The sequence below is a fragment of the Streptomyces sp. NBC_01276 genome (assembly GCF_041435355.1).
Classification (GTDB): domain Bacteria; phylum Actinomycetota; class Actinomycetes; order Streptomycetales; family Streptomycetaceae; genus Streptomyces.
This window is the reverse complement of sequence record NZ_CP108443.1, coordinates 411,795-429,232: the sequence shown is the minus strand read 5'-3', so window position 1 is coordinate 429,232 and position 17,438 is coordinate 411,795. Positions and strand designations below refer to the sequence as shown.

Genomic DNA, 17,438 nt, shown 5'->3' with positions numbered 1-17,438 from the left:
TCGAACACCACCTGAGCGCCATCCGCGACGCCTCCCTCACACCCCTCTTCCAGGGTCGGGCATGGAGTGGTGCCCTCAGCCGCCCAGCAGCTGAGGGCCATCATGTTGGTGGCCGATCAAGCCGGACCGAACGACCGACAGACCTTCAGCCCAAGCTGCGGGTCGCCCGTCAAGCGCAGCTTGCCGCCAAAGAACGCCTCCTCGGGTCGCACTTTCCCTGTGGTGATCGCGTTCAGGGTCTCCGAACCCATGATGAGCGTGACCTCGCCGTCAGGGCGCTCGCCTTGCTTCACGTCGCAGGTACGGCCCTGGTCCTTGATGGTCAGCGTGTACTTCTCCATCCTGTGACTGGGCGCTTTAGGTGGCGGGATTCGCCATGTACGGCGCTCGCCCAGAGGCGGGATCTGTGACCAGCGGTGATGCGAGTTCGCACCCAGGACCTATCCGGCGGATCAAGGCCGGGGCCGCGGCGTCTGGCGCGGCACCTCAACGCGTTGCCGAAACGACCCGACAGCGACGTTCTCGCGGCTGCCGCGGGCGGTCCGGGCGGAGAAGGCCGCGGCCGACGACATCGGTCGGCTGGTGTCGGTCGACTCAACGATCGTGCGAGCCCACCGGCACGTCATGGCGGGCTTCCGAGGGCATCTCGAATGGGTCACCATGGAGGTCCGTCGGCGATCCGAGGGTGGGGATGAGCGAGGGTGGGAACGTTCTGGACGGGCAACAGAGCAGGCGGGAGCAGGTCGGACCCGCCCCGTGGCTGGCGCTGGCCTGTCTGGTCGGGCTGTTTCTGGCCTACGTCGTACTGACGAACTTCACCGCAGAGCTTCGGGCGGCGCTGTGGGGCGAGCCCGGCACCGTGACCGAAGCCGACTGCCGGACGTACGACAACACCGTGGCCAATGCGGGAACGTCGACGTTTTGCTCGGGTACCTTCACCCCGGACGACGGCGGCTCGTCGTTCGAAGTCCCCGTCGAGGGCGACATCGATTCGCAACCGGTCCGCGCGTGGCTGGTGGACGGCACATCCGGCACCGCGTATGTCTCACCAACGGTGTGGGCCGGGGTGCTCCCGGTGGGGCTGTCCCTCCTCCTTGCCGGTCTCCCGGCGGCGGTGACGGTGAAGCGCGTGCGCCGCGTCCACGCACAACGCCCCAGAGAGCCGCTTCACACAGACCCAGAGTCGAGTGCGTGATCGACGACAAGCACGACGGGTACAGCGAGCATGTCACCTGGCTCGACATCGACAAGCGGGCCTGTTGCCATGGGAGCGGCCCGCGACCGAGAGCCCGTCTCCCTCCGTGCGCTCCGCAGCCGCGCTGGCCTGAGCCGAGTCGACCGCCATCTACGCTGCTCAGCCGCGCTGCGGCAGGTTGTGGACGGTGATGGTGCTGGTCATGCAGACCGATGCACCGTTCTGGGACTCGTTGGTGTTCGAGAGGACCGATCTCGGTTCTGGCGCCGTCGGGGCCGTCGGCCGGACACCCGGCTGCCGGGCCATCTCGTCGCGGCGACCGTGCCCGGTGCCGCGACGGCGGCCCGCCCGTCGGAGTTCTGCCGGATCGCCCGACCGATCCGCCGGGCGAATCCACGCTCAGTACTTGTTTCCGATCCGGTGATTTGGCTGCTCTGACGGCCTAATCTGGTGGGGTGTCTGCTGCCGCTGTCCGGGTTGGTGAGCGTCGGTGCCAGGTGTGTGACGAGGTGCTGGCGCCGGTGGCCGGTCCGGATGCGGTGTTCTGCTCGTCGGCCTGTCGCTCCAGGTCATGGCGCCGCCAGCAGAGGTTGCGCAAGCGCCTCGCGGCGGTGCGGGACGGGGCCGGCGTCGTGGAGTGCACCGTCTGCGGGGCGCGGTGGATCGCGGGGGTGGACCGTCGGTCGAACGCGATGTACTGCTCGGGCCGGTGCAAGGTGAGGGCCTGGCGGGCCCGGAACGAATTGTTCGGCGAACGGTCACAGTAACCGCAGCGCGAACGCCCATCCGGTCACGCTATGTCCAACTCCGTTCAATTCCACGGGGTTTGTTGCGATCAACGGATTTTCGGTCTGACGCTGTGAGGGCAGCGGACCGCGTTCCGCCACGGCCTTTGGAGCCGTGCCCGGTCCGCTCGGGGTGGTGAAAGCCAATGCCCGAAGATCACATCGAGGTCGGAAGCGTCAGCCAACAGCGATACAAACAGATCGTCGCTGAGCTGCGCGAAGTGGTTGAACAGCAGTCCCGAGCGTCGTTCGTCATCGGGGACCGCTCCTTGGAGATCGAGCCGGTGCGTGAACGCGGTGGACGGACCGCGGGCGAGAGGATTCCGGTCGTCCGTGAGTCGCTGACCAGGCTGGCGGAGGACATCGGATTGTCCTTCGGGACAGTGGCTGCCGCCAGGTGGGCCGCTTCACGGTGGCCGAAGGAGCACCGTCGGGCCGACGTCTCGTTCAGGGTCCACCGCATCCTGGCCGGGATCGAAAACGAGGACGAGCGGTTCTTGGCGATCTCCAATCCACCCAAGGGCAAGACACGCTGGTCGGTCGACGACGCCAGCCGCCGGGTCGGCCAGCAGGTGGAAACCCCCGTCTCGCCTGAGGAGAAGGTCAGCGCGATCCACGCTCTGGCCCGGGACGAGCAGGTGGCTGCGGCGGTGACCACCGAGTTCCTGCGCCGCCCGAACGTGGCCGCGCAGGTCAGCTCGGAGGACAAGGTCCGGGCGGTAGAGGAACTGACCCGCGACGAAGGCGTCGCTGCGGCGGTAACCACCAGCCTCCTGAGGCGGCCGTCGGTCGCGGCCCAGGTCAGCAGGGAGGACAAGGTCCGGGTCGTGGAAGAGTTGACCCGGGACGAGTCGGTGGCCACCGAGGTCACCACAGGTCTCCTGCGCCGGCCGGACGTCGCGTTCAAGGCCATGTCCGATGACCGGGCCCGCCACGAGGTCAATCACGCTCAGGTCGAGCGTGGCCGCCAGGCTCGCGAGCACTTCGAACGCACCAGTCCCATCGCGCCGGCGGTCCGCCATATCGAGCGGACCATGGAGTTCATGGACCTGGTCACGGCCTGCCACTCCTTCGTCGCCGCGGCTGGCAGGGCGGTTCCGGGGCTGCGGGACCGCCACCTCGGCGAGGACGAGAAGACGATCGTCCACGAGAACGTAGCCCGCGTCCGCGCGACGCTGGACTGGATCGAGACCGCAGTCGACACCGGCAAGGTCGACGTCGACGGCGAGCTCGCCCGTCTTCTGAGCGGCCAGTAACCATGCCCCGCGCCTCCCGGCGCCGGGGCCAGGCCGCAGAGCGGCACGCCGACACACTCCGCTTCATCCTCTTTGAGGCCCGTCCTGCCGGCCTGCTTTTCCACCAGATCGTCGCGGCCAGCGAACTCTCCCCCAGCCAAGTACGGGCCGGCCTGGCCACGTTGCGCGACATCATCGCGGCCAACGGCTGGCCGCCACTGATCTGGACCAGGGCCGACGGCTACCAGCTCGGAGCCGAGCGAGCAGCCCTGGAAGCCTACGAACGGACGGTGATCAACGAGAAACTCACCGCGTTCCGCCGGTTCATCACCGGCACCGTCGCACCCCACGCCGCCGCCCACCCGGGTGACAAGTGGGTACGGCACATCGTCGCCCAGCTCAACTCCATCGAATCCACCCTCGACCTCATCGCAACCGCCTGAAGGATCCCCGCGGGGGCGGGACCCGGCTGGGCCGGGTCCCGCCCCCGCTTCGACTTCACCCGGGACAACTTGATGCGCCCTCGCCTCTACCCCTCAGACACCACCGACGCCGAGTGGGCCCTGCTCGAACCCCTCTTGCCCACCCCGGCCTGGCAGACCGATACCGGCGGAGCCCCGGAGAAGCACCCCCGACGGGAGATCGTCGACGCCATCCGCTACGTCGTCGACACCGGCTGCAAATGGAGAGCCCTCCCATCCGATTACCCGCCATGGCGAACCGTCTGGGGCTTCATGGCGAGATGGACCGCAGCTGGCGTCATTGGTCAGATCCGCGATGACCTGCGCGGACGCATCCGCCGTGACATGGGGAAAGGCCCCAGGGCCGTGGCCACCGTGATCGACTCCCAGAGCGTGAAGGCCGCCGAGACCGTCGGCAAAGCCTCACGAGGCTACGACGCGGCGAAAAGGATCAACGGCAGGAAGCGCCACATCGTCGTCGACACACGGGGGCTCCCGTTGCTGGTCATGGTCACCCCAGCCGACATGACTGACCGCGACGCGGCCAAGGAAGTCCTCTTCCGGCTCAGGCTCATGCACCCCGAGATCACCATCATCTGGGCCGACTCCGCTTACGCCGGCCAGCTCGTCACCTGGGCCAAGAAGTACCTCCGCCTCACCATCAAAACGGTCAGCCGGCCCAAGGACGCCACCGGATTCGTCGTCCTGCCCCGCCGCTGGGTGGTCGAACGCACGCTGGCCTGGCTCATGCACGCCCGCCGCCACGCACGCGACTATGAACGACTCGTCCAGCACTCCGAAGCCCTCATCACCTGGGCCGCCATCACGCTGATGACGCGGCGAATCACCCGAGGCCGCGAAAGCCGAACCACACGCTCAGCGTCCGTGGCCGTCCTGCCTCAGGCAGCTTGACGACGGGAGCTCATCCTTACAGCCCGGCCTGAGCGAGCAAGGATTCTGCCTGTTGCCGCGTGAGATTCGGCGCGGCTGGTGCGGCTGGCGGACACGTGTGGGTGCCCCGGCTGAACGCCAGCATCCACTCGGCAACGGGGCCGTCGGGCTCCAACGTGACAACAACCTGCTCACGCAGCGCCGGCGGGATATCCGACCGGGCCGCGATCGCGTTCCTGACGAAGATGTCCTGGTCCTCTGCCAGGAGGTCACGCAGACCGGGAGGCAGATCCGGATGTGAGGCGACAGCCTCCCGCACATCGGAATCCGAGTCGGCCGCCAGCTCACGAGTCGGTATGGCATACGCGACCGCGGCAGCACGGGTCGCCGGATCTGCCAGCAGTCCGGGCAGGAGGTCTGCCGGAGGGGCGAATGCCCGAACACTGTCGCTGCGGATGCCTGGATCGGCGTCGGTCAGCAACATCCTGCGGACATTGTCCGGAGCATCACGCCAGCGCTGGATGACCGACGACCGCACACTGGCCTCCGAGTCCGCGGCCAGGAGCTCCAGCAACTCCGCCGGCAGATGCTCGTTCATCGCAAGGAACGACCTTACGGAAGGGTCCGGGTCGGCCGCCAGACGGGCGAGCAGCCCCAGAGGTTCGTCCCTGACGCTCGCCGCGACCGCACACCGGACAGCCGGCTCCGGATGCTCCGCGAAGCGGGCCCTGATCCGAGAGGGCACAGAGGAGTTCGCGGCGAGAGTCCGTACGGAGCCGAGGTCGATGATCTCCGCTATCAGTTCGTCCGTCAGGTCCCGACGCAGCAACGCCACCGAGCGCCGGGCCCCCGAGTGCTGGAGCAAGCGCCGCACCAGGTCAGCGGGCAGGTCCTCTTGGGCTGCTAGAGCACGGAGTTCAGCATCCAGTTCCATGGAACGCAGGGTAAGCCTCGGGCCTGGAAGAGGACGCCCCAAACCGATCTGCCGTGGCAGCTGGACACCCAACTTGTCATGGGCGACTCAGACACAGGTACTCAGGCGGGGGAGACGGGGGCTTCGGGAGTGGGGCTCCAGCTTGCGGTGACGGTCAGGTGCGCCTGGCCGTTTCCGCTGACGATCCCCAACTTCAGGTCCTGGTTCAGTTGTATGCCGAACGTGACGGTGATCTCCGTCGGCGGCGCGGGCACCGTGACCATCGCGGAGTGGACCTCTTGGACAAGGGCCCCCAGCGGCCTGAGCGTGCTTCGCAGGGCGTCGGCGGCGATGGCGGCGACGGCGTCCCCCCGCCGGCCCACGGGGACGAGCGGGCCGAGGCCGTCGACCGGGTCGTCCCGCTTCGACGCGGGTGGGCTGACGTCGGCGAGCAGGAAACGGACCGTGGTGCCGTCGTCGAGAGTCACATTCTCTGAAGCGGTCATAGAAGGGATTGTGCGGAAGGGAACCGCACGGCGTTGCCCGTGAGCGACTTGGTTACACGATCGTGGCAGTGGGGCTTCGGCGTACCGGCTCCACGCCCGGACCCTTCAGGAACAAGGGCGCCCGGACGGTGTGCCCTTCGGAAGGAGCTTGCGTTCGTTCTCCGTGTAGTCGCGTCCGGCGCCGGCGCACAGCGTGCGGAACTGGACTTCAGGGCGGAGGTCGAAGGTCCGGCGCCCCCCGGCGTTGTCGATCAGCAGCCGGTGGTCCGACGCCACCTGCGCCGTGGTGTCGGAGACCTCTTCACTGTGCTCCGCGGCCGGCAGGGACAGGAAGGAACCGTTCGCCAGATCGTAGATTTTGATCATTCCGTTCAGGTAGGTGAGGAGCCTGCCGTCCGGCGTGAACCCGATCAGGCGGTTCAGGCTGGGGTGCGGCACCTCCTGCTGCAGCCGTGTCCGGCGGTCGACGTCCCATATGCGGATTCGCCCGTCGGAGTTCGCCACCGCGAGCCGCGAGCCGTCGGAGGAAAACACCAGGGAGCTGCCGAAGGACCGTTCCGTGAGCGAGGAGCCGACGGCGGGGCCCACCAGGGGCGCAGCCTGCTCCGGGACCCTGACGTCCCACAACCGGACCTCGCCACGAGCGCCGCCCGCCCTGGTAACGAAAGCGACCTGACCCGGATGCCCCGGACGGGCCATGAGCTGGCCGTAGACGAAGAAGTCGCCGAGCAGGCCCCTGTTGTTGTTGGGGCCGGGGTGGGCGAGGAAGGGCTGGGTGAGGACGGTCCCGCGATCGGCGTCGAGCCGCGCCAGCGTGCCGTTCGCGGTCAACAGGACGATCTCGCGCCCCTGCACTCCGACGACGCTGTCGACTTCCTCCCCCTTCTGGGCCTCCTGGGGGAGCGGCACGCTCTGTCCGAGGTCGGATACCGGGTAGGCGCGTTGGAGACCGGCCTTGCGCCCCCACACCACGACCGACTGTGAATCGGCGGTCCACGTGACCTCCCAGTCGCCGTGGGCCGCCTCGGCCGGAATCTCCACGGACCGCCGGACCGTGCGGGAGGCGTCAAGGACCTCCAGGGTCTTGTCGCCGACCTTGGCCACGAAGCGTCCGTCGGGCGACAGCGCGAACCTGCCGCTGGTACTGTCCCCGGCCCGGAACTGCTCGTTGCCCGTCCGCTCCGCCCGCACCTCCATCAGGGTGGTGCCGACGGGTATGAGGGCCACGAGCGTGCCGTCCGCCCGCGGTACCACCGCGATCCGGGCGTATTGGGTGCCCATCTCACCTGGTGTCGGCATGCGCGTGTGATAGAGCCGCCCCGTCCGCACGTCGGTCAGAGTCGACTCGACATACCCGCCCTCACTGACATCGCCGATGCCGGGACGGCCCTCGATGCCGTAGTTCCCCGTGGCATCGACAGTGGCGAACGAACCGTTGTCGGGTATAGCGACGCGCGGCCCGGGCGTGCGGCCGAGCGTCTGCACGTACGGTTTGCCGTCGGCCCATGTCAGCGCGACTTCGCCGCCCGCTCGGACCGACTGGGCGTAGATGCTGCCGTCGGGTTCTGGTCCGAGGCCGTAGAGCCGACGCCCGGTGGCGAGGTCCTTGACGATGACCTCGCGCTCGGCCTTCCCCGAATAGGTCGACAGCACCACCGCATCCGAGTCCGCGGTGAACGCGACCTCGGACAGCCTGTTGTCGGTCAGGAGATCGGCCGCGACGGGAATCCTTTTTCCGGAGGGCACCTCCCACACTTCGGCGAAGGGCGGGACACACACCTCAGGGTGGTAGTAGCACTCCATGGAGTTGTCCTTCATCGTCAGCAGCAGACGCTTCCCGTCACTGCTGAAGTCCAGGCTCGTTGCGTTCTTCTCGGCGATTTTGTGCTCCCCGCGGTTCAGGACGACGGGCTCGTGCCCCGACCCGTCGTTCGTCCGCCACAGCCGGACCTCGTTCTCGGAGGCCGCTACGAACAGGCTGCCGTCCGGGCTGAGGTCGGTGGCGTCCACGTCGGCTGGAACTCCGCCGATTTCCCGCGCCTTGACCGTGCCTTCGAGGGCGCCCGTGACGACGGTGAACGTCGATACCCTTCCTCCCGACGGCTCCGACTTGACGACGAGCGTACGGCCGTCCGGCGTGGCGTCCATGTTCTCGGCCCGGCCCTTCCAGACGGACGGGTGGGCACCCACCAGGTACTGCTCCCGTGCGTACTGGTGCATCAGCGCGTCGCGGGTCTTCGGGGTCTGCCGGGTGCTCCATGCGGCCAGGGCCAGCTGGAGCGCGGCAGCCGGGTCGGTGCCGGGGGTGTCGTCGGCGGCTTGTGCCAGCAGTGCCGCCGCCTGGAACCGCAGCTGGTCCTCGGTCACCCGAAGGCTCCGTACGGTGACCACCGTCAGAACGAGCGACAGTGTGGTGAGAACGGCCAGCGCTCCCACGGCTGCCTTCTTGATCCTGCCTCCGCGCCGGGAGTGACGTCGGCTCAGGAGTACGTACTCACGCTCGTCCGTGGATATGTCGTCAGGGTGCCCGGCCAGGCGACGCTCCGCCTCGGCGAGGTCAGTGCCGCTCAACAGCCGCGGTGACTCCCTCTGCTGTGCCAACCAGCGGCGGTGATCGGCGCGCAACTGCTCCTGCCAGGCGCGGAAGTCCCGGGAGTCGGCCAGCCACTGCCGCAGGCGCGGCCAGAGCCGGGTCAGTGCCTCGTGTGCCAGATCGACGACCTCCTCGACGTCGCCCGGGCCCCTGGAGAGGACGACCAGCTTGCTCGGCGCGAGCTCTTTGGCCAGGCCGACGAGTTCGGGAGCCAGGTCGCCGGCGCGGGTCGGACGACGGAGGAAGGCGTCAGCCTCCGGCCGGGCCAATTGAGCGAACAGCCGCCGGGCGAGGTCCCTCCGGGCCGGTGCCAGCTTGTCGAGCGTGTCGTCCGCGTATCCGACCAGCGCACCCGCCACACCCCCCAGTTCGTCGTACGCGGCGTGGGTCAGCATCGACCGCGTGCGACGTTCCCACAGCTCGGTCAGGGCGAACTGGACCAGGGTCATCCGTCCGGGCTCGTCGCCCGCATCCGAAATGATCCGCTCCGGCAGCCCCGGCTCGAACCACAGCCCCGGCATGTCATGGACGGGCCCGGTCACGGCCCGCTCCAGTCCCTCACCGGCAAGCGGCGCCAGGAACTCCACGGCGTCGCTGAGCAGATCGGATGTGTCGGCCGTCACCAGCGCGTCGAGCGAGTCGGGCCTCGCGGTCGCGAGGACCCGTAATGCCGATGGTCCGTCTTCGCCCGCGAGCGCGGCAAGGAGCGCCAACAGGTCACGGGCAGCGGTGGCTTCGGCTGCCGCGTACTCCTCGAACTGGTCGACGAAGAGGACGTGCCCGGCTCCTCCACCGCGGGCGAGGATCCTGCTCCGCAACTCGGACGGGAGGCCGCCGTCGCCACTCAGCAGTCTTGCCAGCTCCTCCGCCTTCGCGAGCCGCTCGATCTCGTCGAGCCCCGGTTCCAGAACACCTGTCAGCACCCTCGCCAGCGCCACGGCCGCCCGTACCCCCGGCACGGGCCGTAGCCGGGAGACACCCATCCCATCGGCCCGCAGCCGTGGCAGCACCCCCGCCCCCACGAGTGAGGACTTCCCGCACCCTGAGGGCCCGGCGACCAGCGTCAGGGGCCGCCTGCGCACGGCCGCGTACACGCGTGCGACATCGCCGTCGCGCCCGTGGAAGAACTCCGCGTGGACCTCCGAGAACGGCGCGAGTCCCTGGAACGGGCACCGCGACCGCAGCGTCTCCTCGTCGACCAGCTCGGCGGACGGCAGCAGATAGGCGGTGCGCTCGCCTACATGCGCGGCGACCGTCATGCCGACGACGCCGTCCTGCGCGTCGTCCCAGACAGGGGACCCACTGAATCCCGCCGAGATCCGCGGACCCGGTTCGTGCGCCTCCATCTGCACCCAGCCCGACCCCTGCCCGGCCCTCAGGGTCCCGGAGGCCCACACCCCGAGGTCGGCACCACCCGGGTAGCCGAGCGCCCGGAACGTGTGACCCCAGACACCGGTCCCGTCGACCAGCTGTACCGGCCGGGCGCCCTCGACGACCGCCTCCAGCTTCAGCAACGCGACGTCCTGCCCGCCGGACCTCCAGGACACCACGGCCGCCCGCCCCGCGGGGCAGCCGGCCAGGAGCGGAAAATCGACGTGCACCAACCCACCCGGTGCCGACCGCGCATTGTCGGGCACTCCGAGCGCCCGGGCCACGACGTGGGCACAACTGCACACCACGTCGGCGGCGACGAGGAACCCGGCACCGACCACCTCGCCCTCGGCCGACAGGACCCGAACCTGCGAGGCTTCGAGAACGTCCCGCCCCCGCACAGCGGCCATGAGTTCCCCCGTATTCGAAGCGACCCCCGAGATGACTCAAGCCAGCATCGGCGGCGCGGCCGATCCCCACAACCCGGCGGGGCGCGGCAGCATCGTGGTCCGTCACCTCATCGCCGACGTGCGCCGCCGCACCCTGCTCTCCGTCGCCCCCGCCCCCTCCGCGATGACCGCGCTGCCGGCCCACAAGCCGGGCCCGGCACGGCGGGAGCGTGCGCGGCTTCGCCGTCGACTTCGCCGCTCCGTCCGAGAACCTCGTCGTCGACGAACCGCGCGGCACCCCGATGCTCCCTTCGTGCTCGACGTGGCGGCCGAGCCGACGGCCCGGCCGCGCGCCGCCGAAGAGCCCGACAGGTCAGCTCACCTGGGGTCCGGGAGCCGAGTCCAGAAGCCGACAAACCGTCACAACAGACACCGTTGCAGTAGGGCGGCCGGTGCCCGTCGCATTCATCCAGCGAACGCCAGGGCCCCGCTTCCCTGCGTGCGCCGGAGCGCGTCAGCTATCAGGCCGTTTGCGAGCAGTAGCAGCCATCCTCCAGGCAAGAGCACGGTGCGAATCGTGTATCCGGGATTGGCGTCATCCGAGGGCTCCCAGCCGAGTGTCATCGCGAGCACCCACAGACCAAGGAGCGTGACGATGGTGATCCAGCCGGCACAGATCACGCCGGCCGCCAGGCCGCACTTCTTCAGGTCTTGGTCGTCGGCCAGCCTCAGCAGGAACAGGACTGCCAAGGCGAGGCCAGCCGCTGTACCGATGATCCCGATGGGTATCGCCTGCCAGCTCGTTGTCACTCCGGGGATGCCGCTGGGAATTGCCTCCCAAGGGTGCTGCCAGTTGAAGCGCTCGATCACGTGTGCCACTTGAGTGCCGGAGGGCTCCTTCTTCCAGGTCTCCGAAAAGAGCGGCTTGAAACTCGCCCAGACGAGCGCTCCCGCTGCCAGGAGGATCTCCGCCACATGGGTGCCGATCACTTCGCCCACCGATGGGGGCCCGAACGGGTTCGGCACCTGCTGCGGCAGTTTCTGAGTACCCGGCAACGCGGCGGGAGCCGATGAGGCGACAGGCCCGGTCTCCCGGGTCCCGCCGCCTTCGTCGCCACCCATCACATGCGGGGAATCGGGCTGATGACGGAAGGCGGTGTCTGCCGCTTCCGAGCCGGTGACAGTGAGGGCGCGCAAAGCGCTGGTGCGCGCCTGGATAGCCGCGCGGGCACCAGTGATCCCCATCCAGGCGCCCGGACCGAGCGCGTCACCCAGCTCCTCCTCGCACCACTCCCGCACACGTCCCGGTGTCGGGCGCTGGTCGGGGTCCTTGTGCAGGCAGGCGGCGATCAGTTGGCGCAGAGCAGGGGTGAAGACGGACACGTCCGGGTCGTCCGCGACGACGCGGTGGGCAACGGCCCACTCGTTCTCCGCGGCGAACGCCTCACGGCCGGCGGCGAGGAAGTACAGCGTGGAACCGAGAGCGAAGATGTCGGAGGCCGCGCCGACGGCGCGGCCCGAGGCCTGCTCGGGCGACATGTACAGGGGGGTGCCGATCCGGGTGGAATGGCTCCTATAGGTCACCGACTGCGTCAGAGATTTGACGATGCCGAAGTCGATGACCTTCGGACCGCTCTCGTCCAGCATGATGTTCCCGGGCTTGAGGTCCCGGTGCACCACGTTCGCGGCGTGGATGTCGGCGAGGGCGTGGGCGATGCCCCAGGCCAGTAGCACCACCTGCTCGGTCGGCAGCGGCCCATGGTCAGCCACCAGGTCCCGCAGGGAGGGCCCGGCCACGTACGTCGTGGCCAGCCATGGCCGCTCGGCCTGGGGGTCGGCGTCCAGCAACGGCGCGAGGTGGGCACCGCGCACCTTCTGCGCGGCGCCCACCTCGCGCGCGAATCGCTGTCCGAACTCCGCGTCCCCGGCGAACTCGTGACGGATCACCTTCACGGCCGTTGGCTGTCCGCCGGGGGAAAGCGCGAGAAACACTTGCCCCATACCGCCCTCGCCCAGCCGCGCCACCAGCTGAAAGCCCCCGAGACTGTCCGGATCGTTCGACTGCAATGCAGGAAACTGAAACGCTGCCCTCGGCACGAAGCACTCCCCCCTCGTCTCCCCACCCGGGGATACCTCACGGCTCGACCGCCCGCCTCGTTCGCCCACGAGCGTAGAACCCTGCCTGCCGTTACACCAGAACACCCGAAGGTCCGACCCGCCTCGCTCGGCTGCAAGTCAGGCAGCAGCACGGGGCGCATCAGCTCCATGCCAACAGGCCCCGACAAGATCACCAACAACATCCAGAAGTTGAGCCAGAACCCGAGAAATAGCGGCACTGTGGCGAGAGGTGGTGTCGTCTCTGTCACGTCAGGACGACGCACCCCCGCCGCTCCAGCTTGCTGAGGAGCGGTAGCGAGGGATCGACCTCGTTCCACCGCAGATCCAACTTCTCCAGCGATGGCATCAGGGCGAGCCAGTCGGGCAGCTGGCCAAGGCGGTTGCTCCGCAGGTCGATCTGACGCAGGCGCGGGAGGCCGGCCAGAGACTCCGGCACCCCAATCAGAGAGTTCTCGCGTAGGTCCAGGTGGCGTAGTTCGCGCAGGCCGGCTGCCGACATCGGCAGGTGCTCGATCGCGTTCCCCCTGAGCCATAACTCACGCAGGTTGCGGAGCTGGCCGATGGCATCGGGCAAGGTGACGAGCCGATTGTGCTGCGCCCTGAGCTCGATGAGGCCGCTCATCCCACCGATCATCTCCGGCAGGGTGGTGAGGGAGTTCTCAGCAACGCTGAGGTAACGCAACCGGGTCAGGTCTCCCAGAGAGTCCGGAAGCCGTGTCAGCTGGTTGTCGTGGAGGTAGAGGCAGCCGCTGAGCTCGGTCAGCTTGCCGAGTTCTTCGGGCACCGACGACAGCTCGTTGTGGCCCAGGTCCAGGGTGTTCAGCCGGTGAAGCTGCCCGATGGCTGGAGGGATGGCCGTAAGTCCGTTGTCCGCGAGGATCAGCACGCGGAGCTCGGTCTGTCGCCAGACCGACTCGGGCACCTCTCCGAGCTTTTGACGCCACAAGTTCAGCGTGTGCCTCACGGCCATCCCCCATCATCAGTCCGCCTGGACTCCAATTCTCGTCCGGAACTCGGGACCAGCAGGCAGTTACGACAAGATCAGCCGGCCTTGACCGACTCCTCGGCGCGGGCTCGGGTGCTGGCGAGGCGGTAGACACCTCACGGTGCCAAGCGGTCAAGTCGGGGTCCTGAGATGCCGGTGTAGCCTTCTTGTCGGCGTACGGACTTTTCTCCCCAGTTACGTACGGACGAACGTCCCCAGCTCTGACCGCAGGCAGCGGCAGCACGGCAGAAGATCTCGGTTGAGATCGATGCCCCGACCAGGGACACTCGCGCGATGAGCCACAGCACATCGTCTGAACCGATCGAGCGAGGGTGGGACGAGCCCTGGTATCGGGTCCGCTTGGCGGACTTCCAGGCGTCGTTCCTGCCCAGCGACGGCGAGGACTTGGAAGAGGTCTGTAACGTCGATGTCTTCGTGACACTGAAGGATGTCAGAGGTCACGCAATTCCCCACTCCCAGCTGCTTGAGCACCACGAAATTCCCCACCCGCACGGTCACCATTCCCCATGGGGATGCCGGTGGCGGAGGGCTACTCAGGCCGCGTGGATCCTGCCCGTCCCCGCCTGTCATCTGGGCGGGGACGGGCAGGACCCGGCCAACGCTGTGGGAGTGCGCAGGCCTGGAGTGCGGCGCCGCCAGTAGGCGATGGTGAGGAGGGCGAGGAGCGGTCCCCAGAGCGGGAGCGGGGCGTAGGTGGCGAGGAAGAAGCCGAGGCGCCAGCCGTGCAGCGTGACGGTGGGGAAGTCAGCCGGAAGCGGGTTTCCCTGGAGCGTGACCCCGGAACCGATCTGGACGGCGAGGGTGGTCCACAGGGCCGTGAGGATGGTGGCGCCGAGCGCGGCGGGGATCACGGCGGCCAGGAGCGGCACTCGGCGTCCGCGCAGTACCGGTATCCAGCCGGGGAACACCTCGCCCCACGCGGCGATGAGACCCACGGCGGCGAACGCGAGGAGCTCAGAGAGGAGCGACAGGAAGGTCACGTACACCGGGTTGGGAAGGCCCACTGTGGTGTCGGCAGCGCCGTGGTGTCGGCCGTCGCCGGCGACGTCGAATACGACGGTCGCGATCCGCCAGATGCCGGACGGCAGGACGATGAACGGGATGGCGTGGGCGACGGTACGGGCCCAGCGGGGGACTCCTTCGACGGGCGCGTGAGCGGCCCGCCATGTGCCACGCCATCCGGTCCGAGGTGTGTCGACGGCGGTCATAGTGCTCCTCAGGTCACGCGGTGACTCCGGTTCTTGTCATCTCGAAGATCGCACCCGCTGTGAGGAGCAGGCGTCGCCCGCGGGTACGAACCGGTTCCCCCGCTTGGGGGAACCGGTACAAGCCCGCAGGCGGACTTGTGAGGGGACCTGGGGAATTACGTGACTGCCGGGGTGGGGAATTGCGCGATCGTCCACAAAGGATGGATCTCGTTGAACCGCGACCGTCTTCAGCGTCGCGGAAGTCGAGCGTCTGATGAAACTCTGGGCAGGGACCGACGAGGCCCTCGGGGGCCGGTACTTCTGGGACTCGGACGGCCTGATCGTCAGGGATCCCGGCATCGACAGCATGACTGCCGTCATCGCCGGGCTGATCGATAACGGCGAGTTCTCCGAGATCTTTCAGCGGGTGGGCAACGACTGATCAGGTGCTCGGCCGCAGGAATCGACGTGGGTCGTCAGGCCACGTCGTTGTCCCGCTCGATGGCCTTGAGGCGGTTCTTGAGCCGGTAGCTGGGGCCGTTGATGGAGATCACTTCGCAGTGGTGGAGGAGCCGGTCGAGGATGGCGGTGGCGAGGACCTCGTCGCCGAAGACCTGGCCCCATTCGCTGAAGGTCTTGTTCGAGGTCAGGATGATGGAGCCCTTCTCGTAGCGCTTGGAGATGACCTGGAAGACCAGGTTTGCCTCGGCTCGTTCAAGGGGCTGGTAGCCGACTTCGTCGACGACGAGAACGCTGGGCCGCAGGTAGGTGCCGAGCTTGTTCGTCAGCCGTCCGGCGGCCTCGGCGGTTTTGAGATTGCGGACCATGTCGTCGAGGCTGGTGAAGTAGATCGAGTAGCCGGCCCGGCAGGCTGCGACCGTGAGAGCGACGGCGATGTGTGTATTGCCGACCCCGGGCGGCCCGAGCAGGGCGGCGTTCGCTTTGCCGTCGACGAACGAGAGGGTGGCGAGGTCCTTGACCTTGCGCGGGTCGAGGTCGGGCTGGAAGGAGAAGTCGTACTCGTCGAGCGTCTTGTGGTGTGGCAGCTTCGAGAGCCGCAGGCCCTGACGGAAGCGGCGGTCGTCGCGGACGGCCAGTTCCTCGGACAAAACCAGGTCGAGGAAGTCGAGGTAGCCCATCTTCCCCTCGTCGGCCCGGCGGGTGTACTCGTTGATCGTTTCGGCCAGGTGGGGCAGGCCGAGCTTGCCGGCCGTGTTGCGGATGCGGGTGGAGACCAGCTCGCTCAAGACGTTTCCCTCGTGCTCGGACGGGTGGTGAAGGGACGGGTGCCGGTCAGCTCGTCGTAGACCGACAGCGGCCTGCGGCCGACCTCGATGCGGGTGGCTGCGGCCCGGTTCAGCAGGGCCTGCAGGGGTCCGGCCTCCTCGCCCCGTGGACGCTCCTGGCGGGGCCGGGGCAGGACATCGCCGGTGGTGGTGCGGCGTCCCTTGCCGGTGGGCAGACCGTCCCAGTGGGCCTCGTCGACGACGCAGACCCCGCGGCCGACCGCCCGCGGGTGGGTGGCCAGCAGCGTCTCGCCAGTCGAGTCAGCGACGGTGGAGTGCAGCATGACCTGCGATTTCGTGGCCCGGATCTCCACCAGCTGACGCGGTCGGACCCTGCGGGCAGGCACCGAGTAGAGGTTGCCGCCGAAAGCGACCAGGCAGTCCTTGCCGACCGGCCGCAGGTGCCGTTCGGCCACCAGATACGGAGTCGAAGGCAGCGGCTTGAGAGCCACGTGATCGCGGGCCGCCCGCTCTCCGATGATCTGTTGGTGGGTCCTGTGGGCCTGAGCCCGCCGCTGCGGCACCCATGCGGCGAAGGCAGCGTCCATCTCCTCGACGGAGGAGAAGGACCGGCCGGACAAGACATGATCGCGGACGATGAGGACTTGCCGTTCGACGCGTCCCTTGCCGGTGGGCCGGTAGGCGGCCAGGACGTCGATGTCGAAGTCGTAATGGCCGGCGAACCCGACCGCTTCCGGATGCAGCGGGACGGCCTCACCCGGTGCGACGTGTCGGCGCACGACCGTCTTCGTGCGGTCGTAGACGATCGTCATCGGCACCCCGCCGAAATGGGCGAAGGCCCGGCGGTGGCAGTCGAAGAAGGTCTGCAGGTCCTGGCTGGTGGTAAAGCAGCGGAACGGGTCGCGCGAGTACGACAGCGTCATGTGGAAGGAGTAGACCTTCCGGATGCCCATGTGGGCGAGGATCTTGCCCTCGTCGCCCCAGTCGACTTGGGCCTGGGCGCCCGGGATCACCTCGAACCGGCGGTGCATCCCGGCAAGTTCCTTCGGCGTGATGCCGAGCTCCTGGGCGATCCGAGGCCGGGCTTCCTGAACGTAGAGCTTGGTCCGCTGATAGTTGCCGGTGAACCCGTACTCCGCCACCAGCCGCCCGTGGATCACCGCAGCCTTCATCAGAATCTCCGCCCGCAACATCGAGTCGACCAGCGGAGCGAACTCGTCGATCACCCTCGCCTTCGACCGCCCGCTCGGCGACCGCCGTGGCGGGGTCGCCGGCCCCAGTGCCGACAGATACTTGCGGACCGTCTTCCGGTCCAGCCCGGTCTCCCGGGCCACCTCTGACAGGCTGATCGCCCCGGACTCCAACAGACTCCGGAAGCGCCGCAATTCCAACCAACGATGCGGATCCAGAACCACCTCGACCGCCTCCTGCCGCCTCTCACCGACCAAGCAGCAGAGTGCCGAGCAGCAGGTCTCAACGCATCAGCAACTGTCCCTTTTCATCCGTACGCGGGTGGGGACGTTCACGTGTACGCCGACACT

At 68.3% G+C, this 17,438-nt stretch carries 13 protein-coding genes and 1 pseudogene; 5 read left to right on the top strand and 9 right to left on the bottom strand.

What is annotated here, in order from left to right:
- Window positions 1-116: 116 nt before the first annotated feature.
- Entirely contained in the window at window positions 117-341 is a 225-nt protein-coding gene (locus tag OG295_RS39250) for an SCP2 sterol-binding domain-containing protein (protein WP_331738633.1), read from the bottom strand.
- Between the two features lie 350 nt (window positions 342-691).
- Between OG295_RS39250 and OG295_RS39245 the strand changes: the two genes are divergently transcribed.
- From OG295_RS39245 to OG295_RS39230, 4 genes are all read left to right on the top strand, one after another.
- Window positions 692-1,195 carry a hypothetical protein gene (locus OG295_RS39245; RefSeq protein WP_331738631.1) on the top strand — a complete coding sequence of 168 codons (504 nt, stop codon included), beginning with the start codon at window positions 692-694 and terminating at the stop codon, window positions 1,193-1,195.
- Between the two features lie 931 nt (window positions 1,196-2,126).
- Window positions 2,127-3,236, top strand: a complete 1,110-nt coding sequence (locus OG295_RS39240; RefSeq protein ID WP_331738629.1) for a DUF6192 family protein — start codon at window positions 2,127-2,129, stop codon at window positions 3,234-3,236.
- A gap of 2 nt (window positions 3,237-3,238) precedes the next feature.
- On the top strand, window positions 3,239-3,658 hold the full coding sequence (locus OG295_RS39235) for a RacP protein (RefSeq protein WP_331738627.1): 420 nt from the start codon (window positions 3,239-3,241) through the stop codon (window positions 3,656-3,658).
- Window positions 3,659-3,730: 72 nt separating this feature from the next.
- Window positions 3,731-4,588: an IS5 family transposase gene (locus tag OG295_RS39230; RefSeq protein WP_371681504.1), complete on the top strand. Its 858-nt coding sequence runs from the start codon at window positions 3,731-3,733 to the stop codon at window positions 4,586-4,588.
- 16 nt (window positions 4,589-4,604) lie between these two features.
- Here the strand turns inward: OG295_RS39230 and OG295_RS39225 are convergent, their stop codons facing one another.
- The 6 genes from OG295_RS39225 to OG295_RS39200 all read right to left on the bottom strand — a co-directional run bounded on the left by OG295_RS39225 (window position 4,605) and on the right by OG295_RS39200 (window position 14,671).
- The gene (locus OG295_RS39225) at window positions 4,605-5,501 is read right to left on the bottom strand and encodes a hypothetical protein (protein WP_331738625.1); all 897 of its coding nucleotides are present in this window, start codon (window positions 5,499-5,501) and stop codon (window positions 4,605-4,607) included.
- 101 nt (window positions 5,502-5,602) lie between these two features.
- Window positions 5,603-5,986, bottom strand: coding sequence for a CU044_2847 family protein (locus OG295_RS39220; RefSeq protein ID WP_331738623.1), 384 nt, complete (start codon window positions 5,984-5,986; stop codon window positions 5,603-5,605).
- A 105-nt stretch (window positions 5,987-6,091) separates the two neighbouring features.
- On the bottom strand, window positions 6,092-10,360 hold the full coding sequence (locus OG295_RS39215) for a trypsin-like peptidase domain-containing protein (RefSeq protein ID WP_331738621.1): 4,269 nt from the start codon (window positions 10,358-10,360) through the stop codon (window positions 6,092-6,094).
- Window positions 10,361-10,804: 444 nt separating this feature from the next.
- Window positions 10,805-12,436: a serine/threonine-protein kinase gene (locus OG295_RS39210; protein ID WP_371681503.1), complete on the bottom strand. Its 1,632-nt coding sequence runs from the start codon at window positions 12,434-12,436 to the stop codon at window positions 10,805-10,807.
- 265 nt (window positions 12,437-12,701) lie between these two features.
- On the bottom strand, window positions 12,702-13,427 hold the full coding sequence (locus tag OG295_RS39205; RefSeq protein WP_331738619.1) for a leucine-rich repeat domain-containing protein: 726 nt from the start codon (window positions 13,425-13,427) through the stop codon (window positions 12,702-12,704).
- A gap of 602 nt (window positions 13,428-14,029) precedes the next feature.
- The gene (locus tag OG295_RS39200) at window positions 14,030-14,671 is read right to left on the bottom strand and encodes a hypothetical protein (protein WP_331738617.1); all 642 of its coding nucleotides are present in this window, start codon (window positions 14,669-14,671) and stop codon (window positions 14,030-14,032) included.
- Window positions 14,672-14,885: 214 nt separating this feature from the next.
- Here OG295_RS39200 and OG295_RS39195 point away from each other — a divergent pair.
- A pseudogene (locus tag OG295_RS39195) lies at window positions 14,886-15,092 on the top strand (hypothetical protein); the annotation flags it as partial.
- 34 nt (window positions 15,093-15,126) lie between these two features.
- Here OG295_RS39195 and istB read toward each other — a convergent pair.
- Both istB and istA read right to left on the bottom strand, forming a co-directional pair.
- Window positions 15,127-15,897 (bottom strand): IS21-like element helper ATPase IstB, encoded by a 771-nt coding sequence (gene istB / locus OG295_RS39190; RefSeq protein ID WP_331738615.1) that lies wholly within the window; start codon window positions 15,895-15,897, stop codon window positions 15,127-15,129.
- A complete protein-coding gene (gene istA / locus OG295_RS39185) occupies window positions 15,894-17,312 on the bottom strand; it encodes an IS21 family transposase (RefSeq protein ID WP_331738613.1) in 1,419 nt (472 codons plus the stop codon). The genes istB and istA overlap by 4 nt, the downstream gene beginning before the upstream one ends.
- Between the last annotated feature and the right edge of the window lie 126 nt (window positions 17,313-17,438).

Excerpts from the sequence above, each read along its gene's own strand:
- OG295_RS39235 (WP_331738627.1), top strand. The coding sequence starts at position 3,239 with ATGCCCCGCGCCTCCCGGCGCCGGGGCCAGGCCGCAGAGCGGCACGCC.
- OG295_RS39240 (WP_331738629.1), top strand. The coding sequence starts at position 2,127 with ATGCCCGAAGATCACATCGAGGTCGGAAGCGTCAGCCAACAGCGATAC.
- OG295_RS39250 (WP_331738633.1), bottom strand. The coding sequence starts at position 341 with ATGGAGAAGTACACGCTGACCATCAAGGACCAGGGCCGTACCTGCGAC.
- OG295_RS39230 (WP_371681504.1), top strand. The coding sequence starts at position 3,731 with ATGCGCCCTCGCCTCTACCCCTCAGACACCACCGACGCCGAGTGGGCC.
- OG295_RS39225 (WP_331738625.1), bottom strand. The coding sequence starts at position 5,501 with ATGGAACTGGATGCTGAACTCCGTGCTCTAGCAGCCCAAGAGGACCTG.
- OG295_RS39215 (WP_331738621.1), bottom strand. The coding sequence starts at position 10,360 with ATGGCCGCTGTGCGGGGGCGGGACGTTCTCGAAGCCTCGCAGGTTCGG.
- OG295_RS39200 (WP_331738617.1), bottom strand. The coding sequence starts at position 14,671 with ATGACCGCCGTCGACACACCTCGGACCGGATGGCGTGGCACATGGCGG.
- OG295_RS39205 (WP_331738619.1), bottom strand. The coding sequence starts at position 13,427 with ATGGCCGTGAGGCACACGCTGAACTTGTGGCGTCAAAAGCTCGGAGAG.
- OG295_RS39220 (WP_331738623.1), bottom strand. The coding sequence starts at position 5,986 with ATGACCGCTTCAGAGAATGTGACTCTCGACGACGGCACCACGGTCCGT.
- OG295_RS39245 (WP_331738631.1), top strand. The coding sequence starts at position 692 with ATGAGCGAGGGTGGGAACGTTCTGGACGGGCAACAGAGCAGGCGGGAG.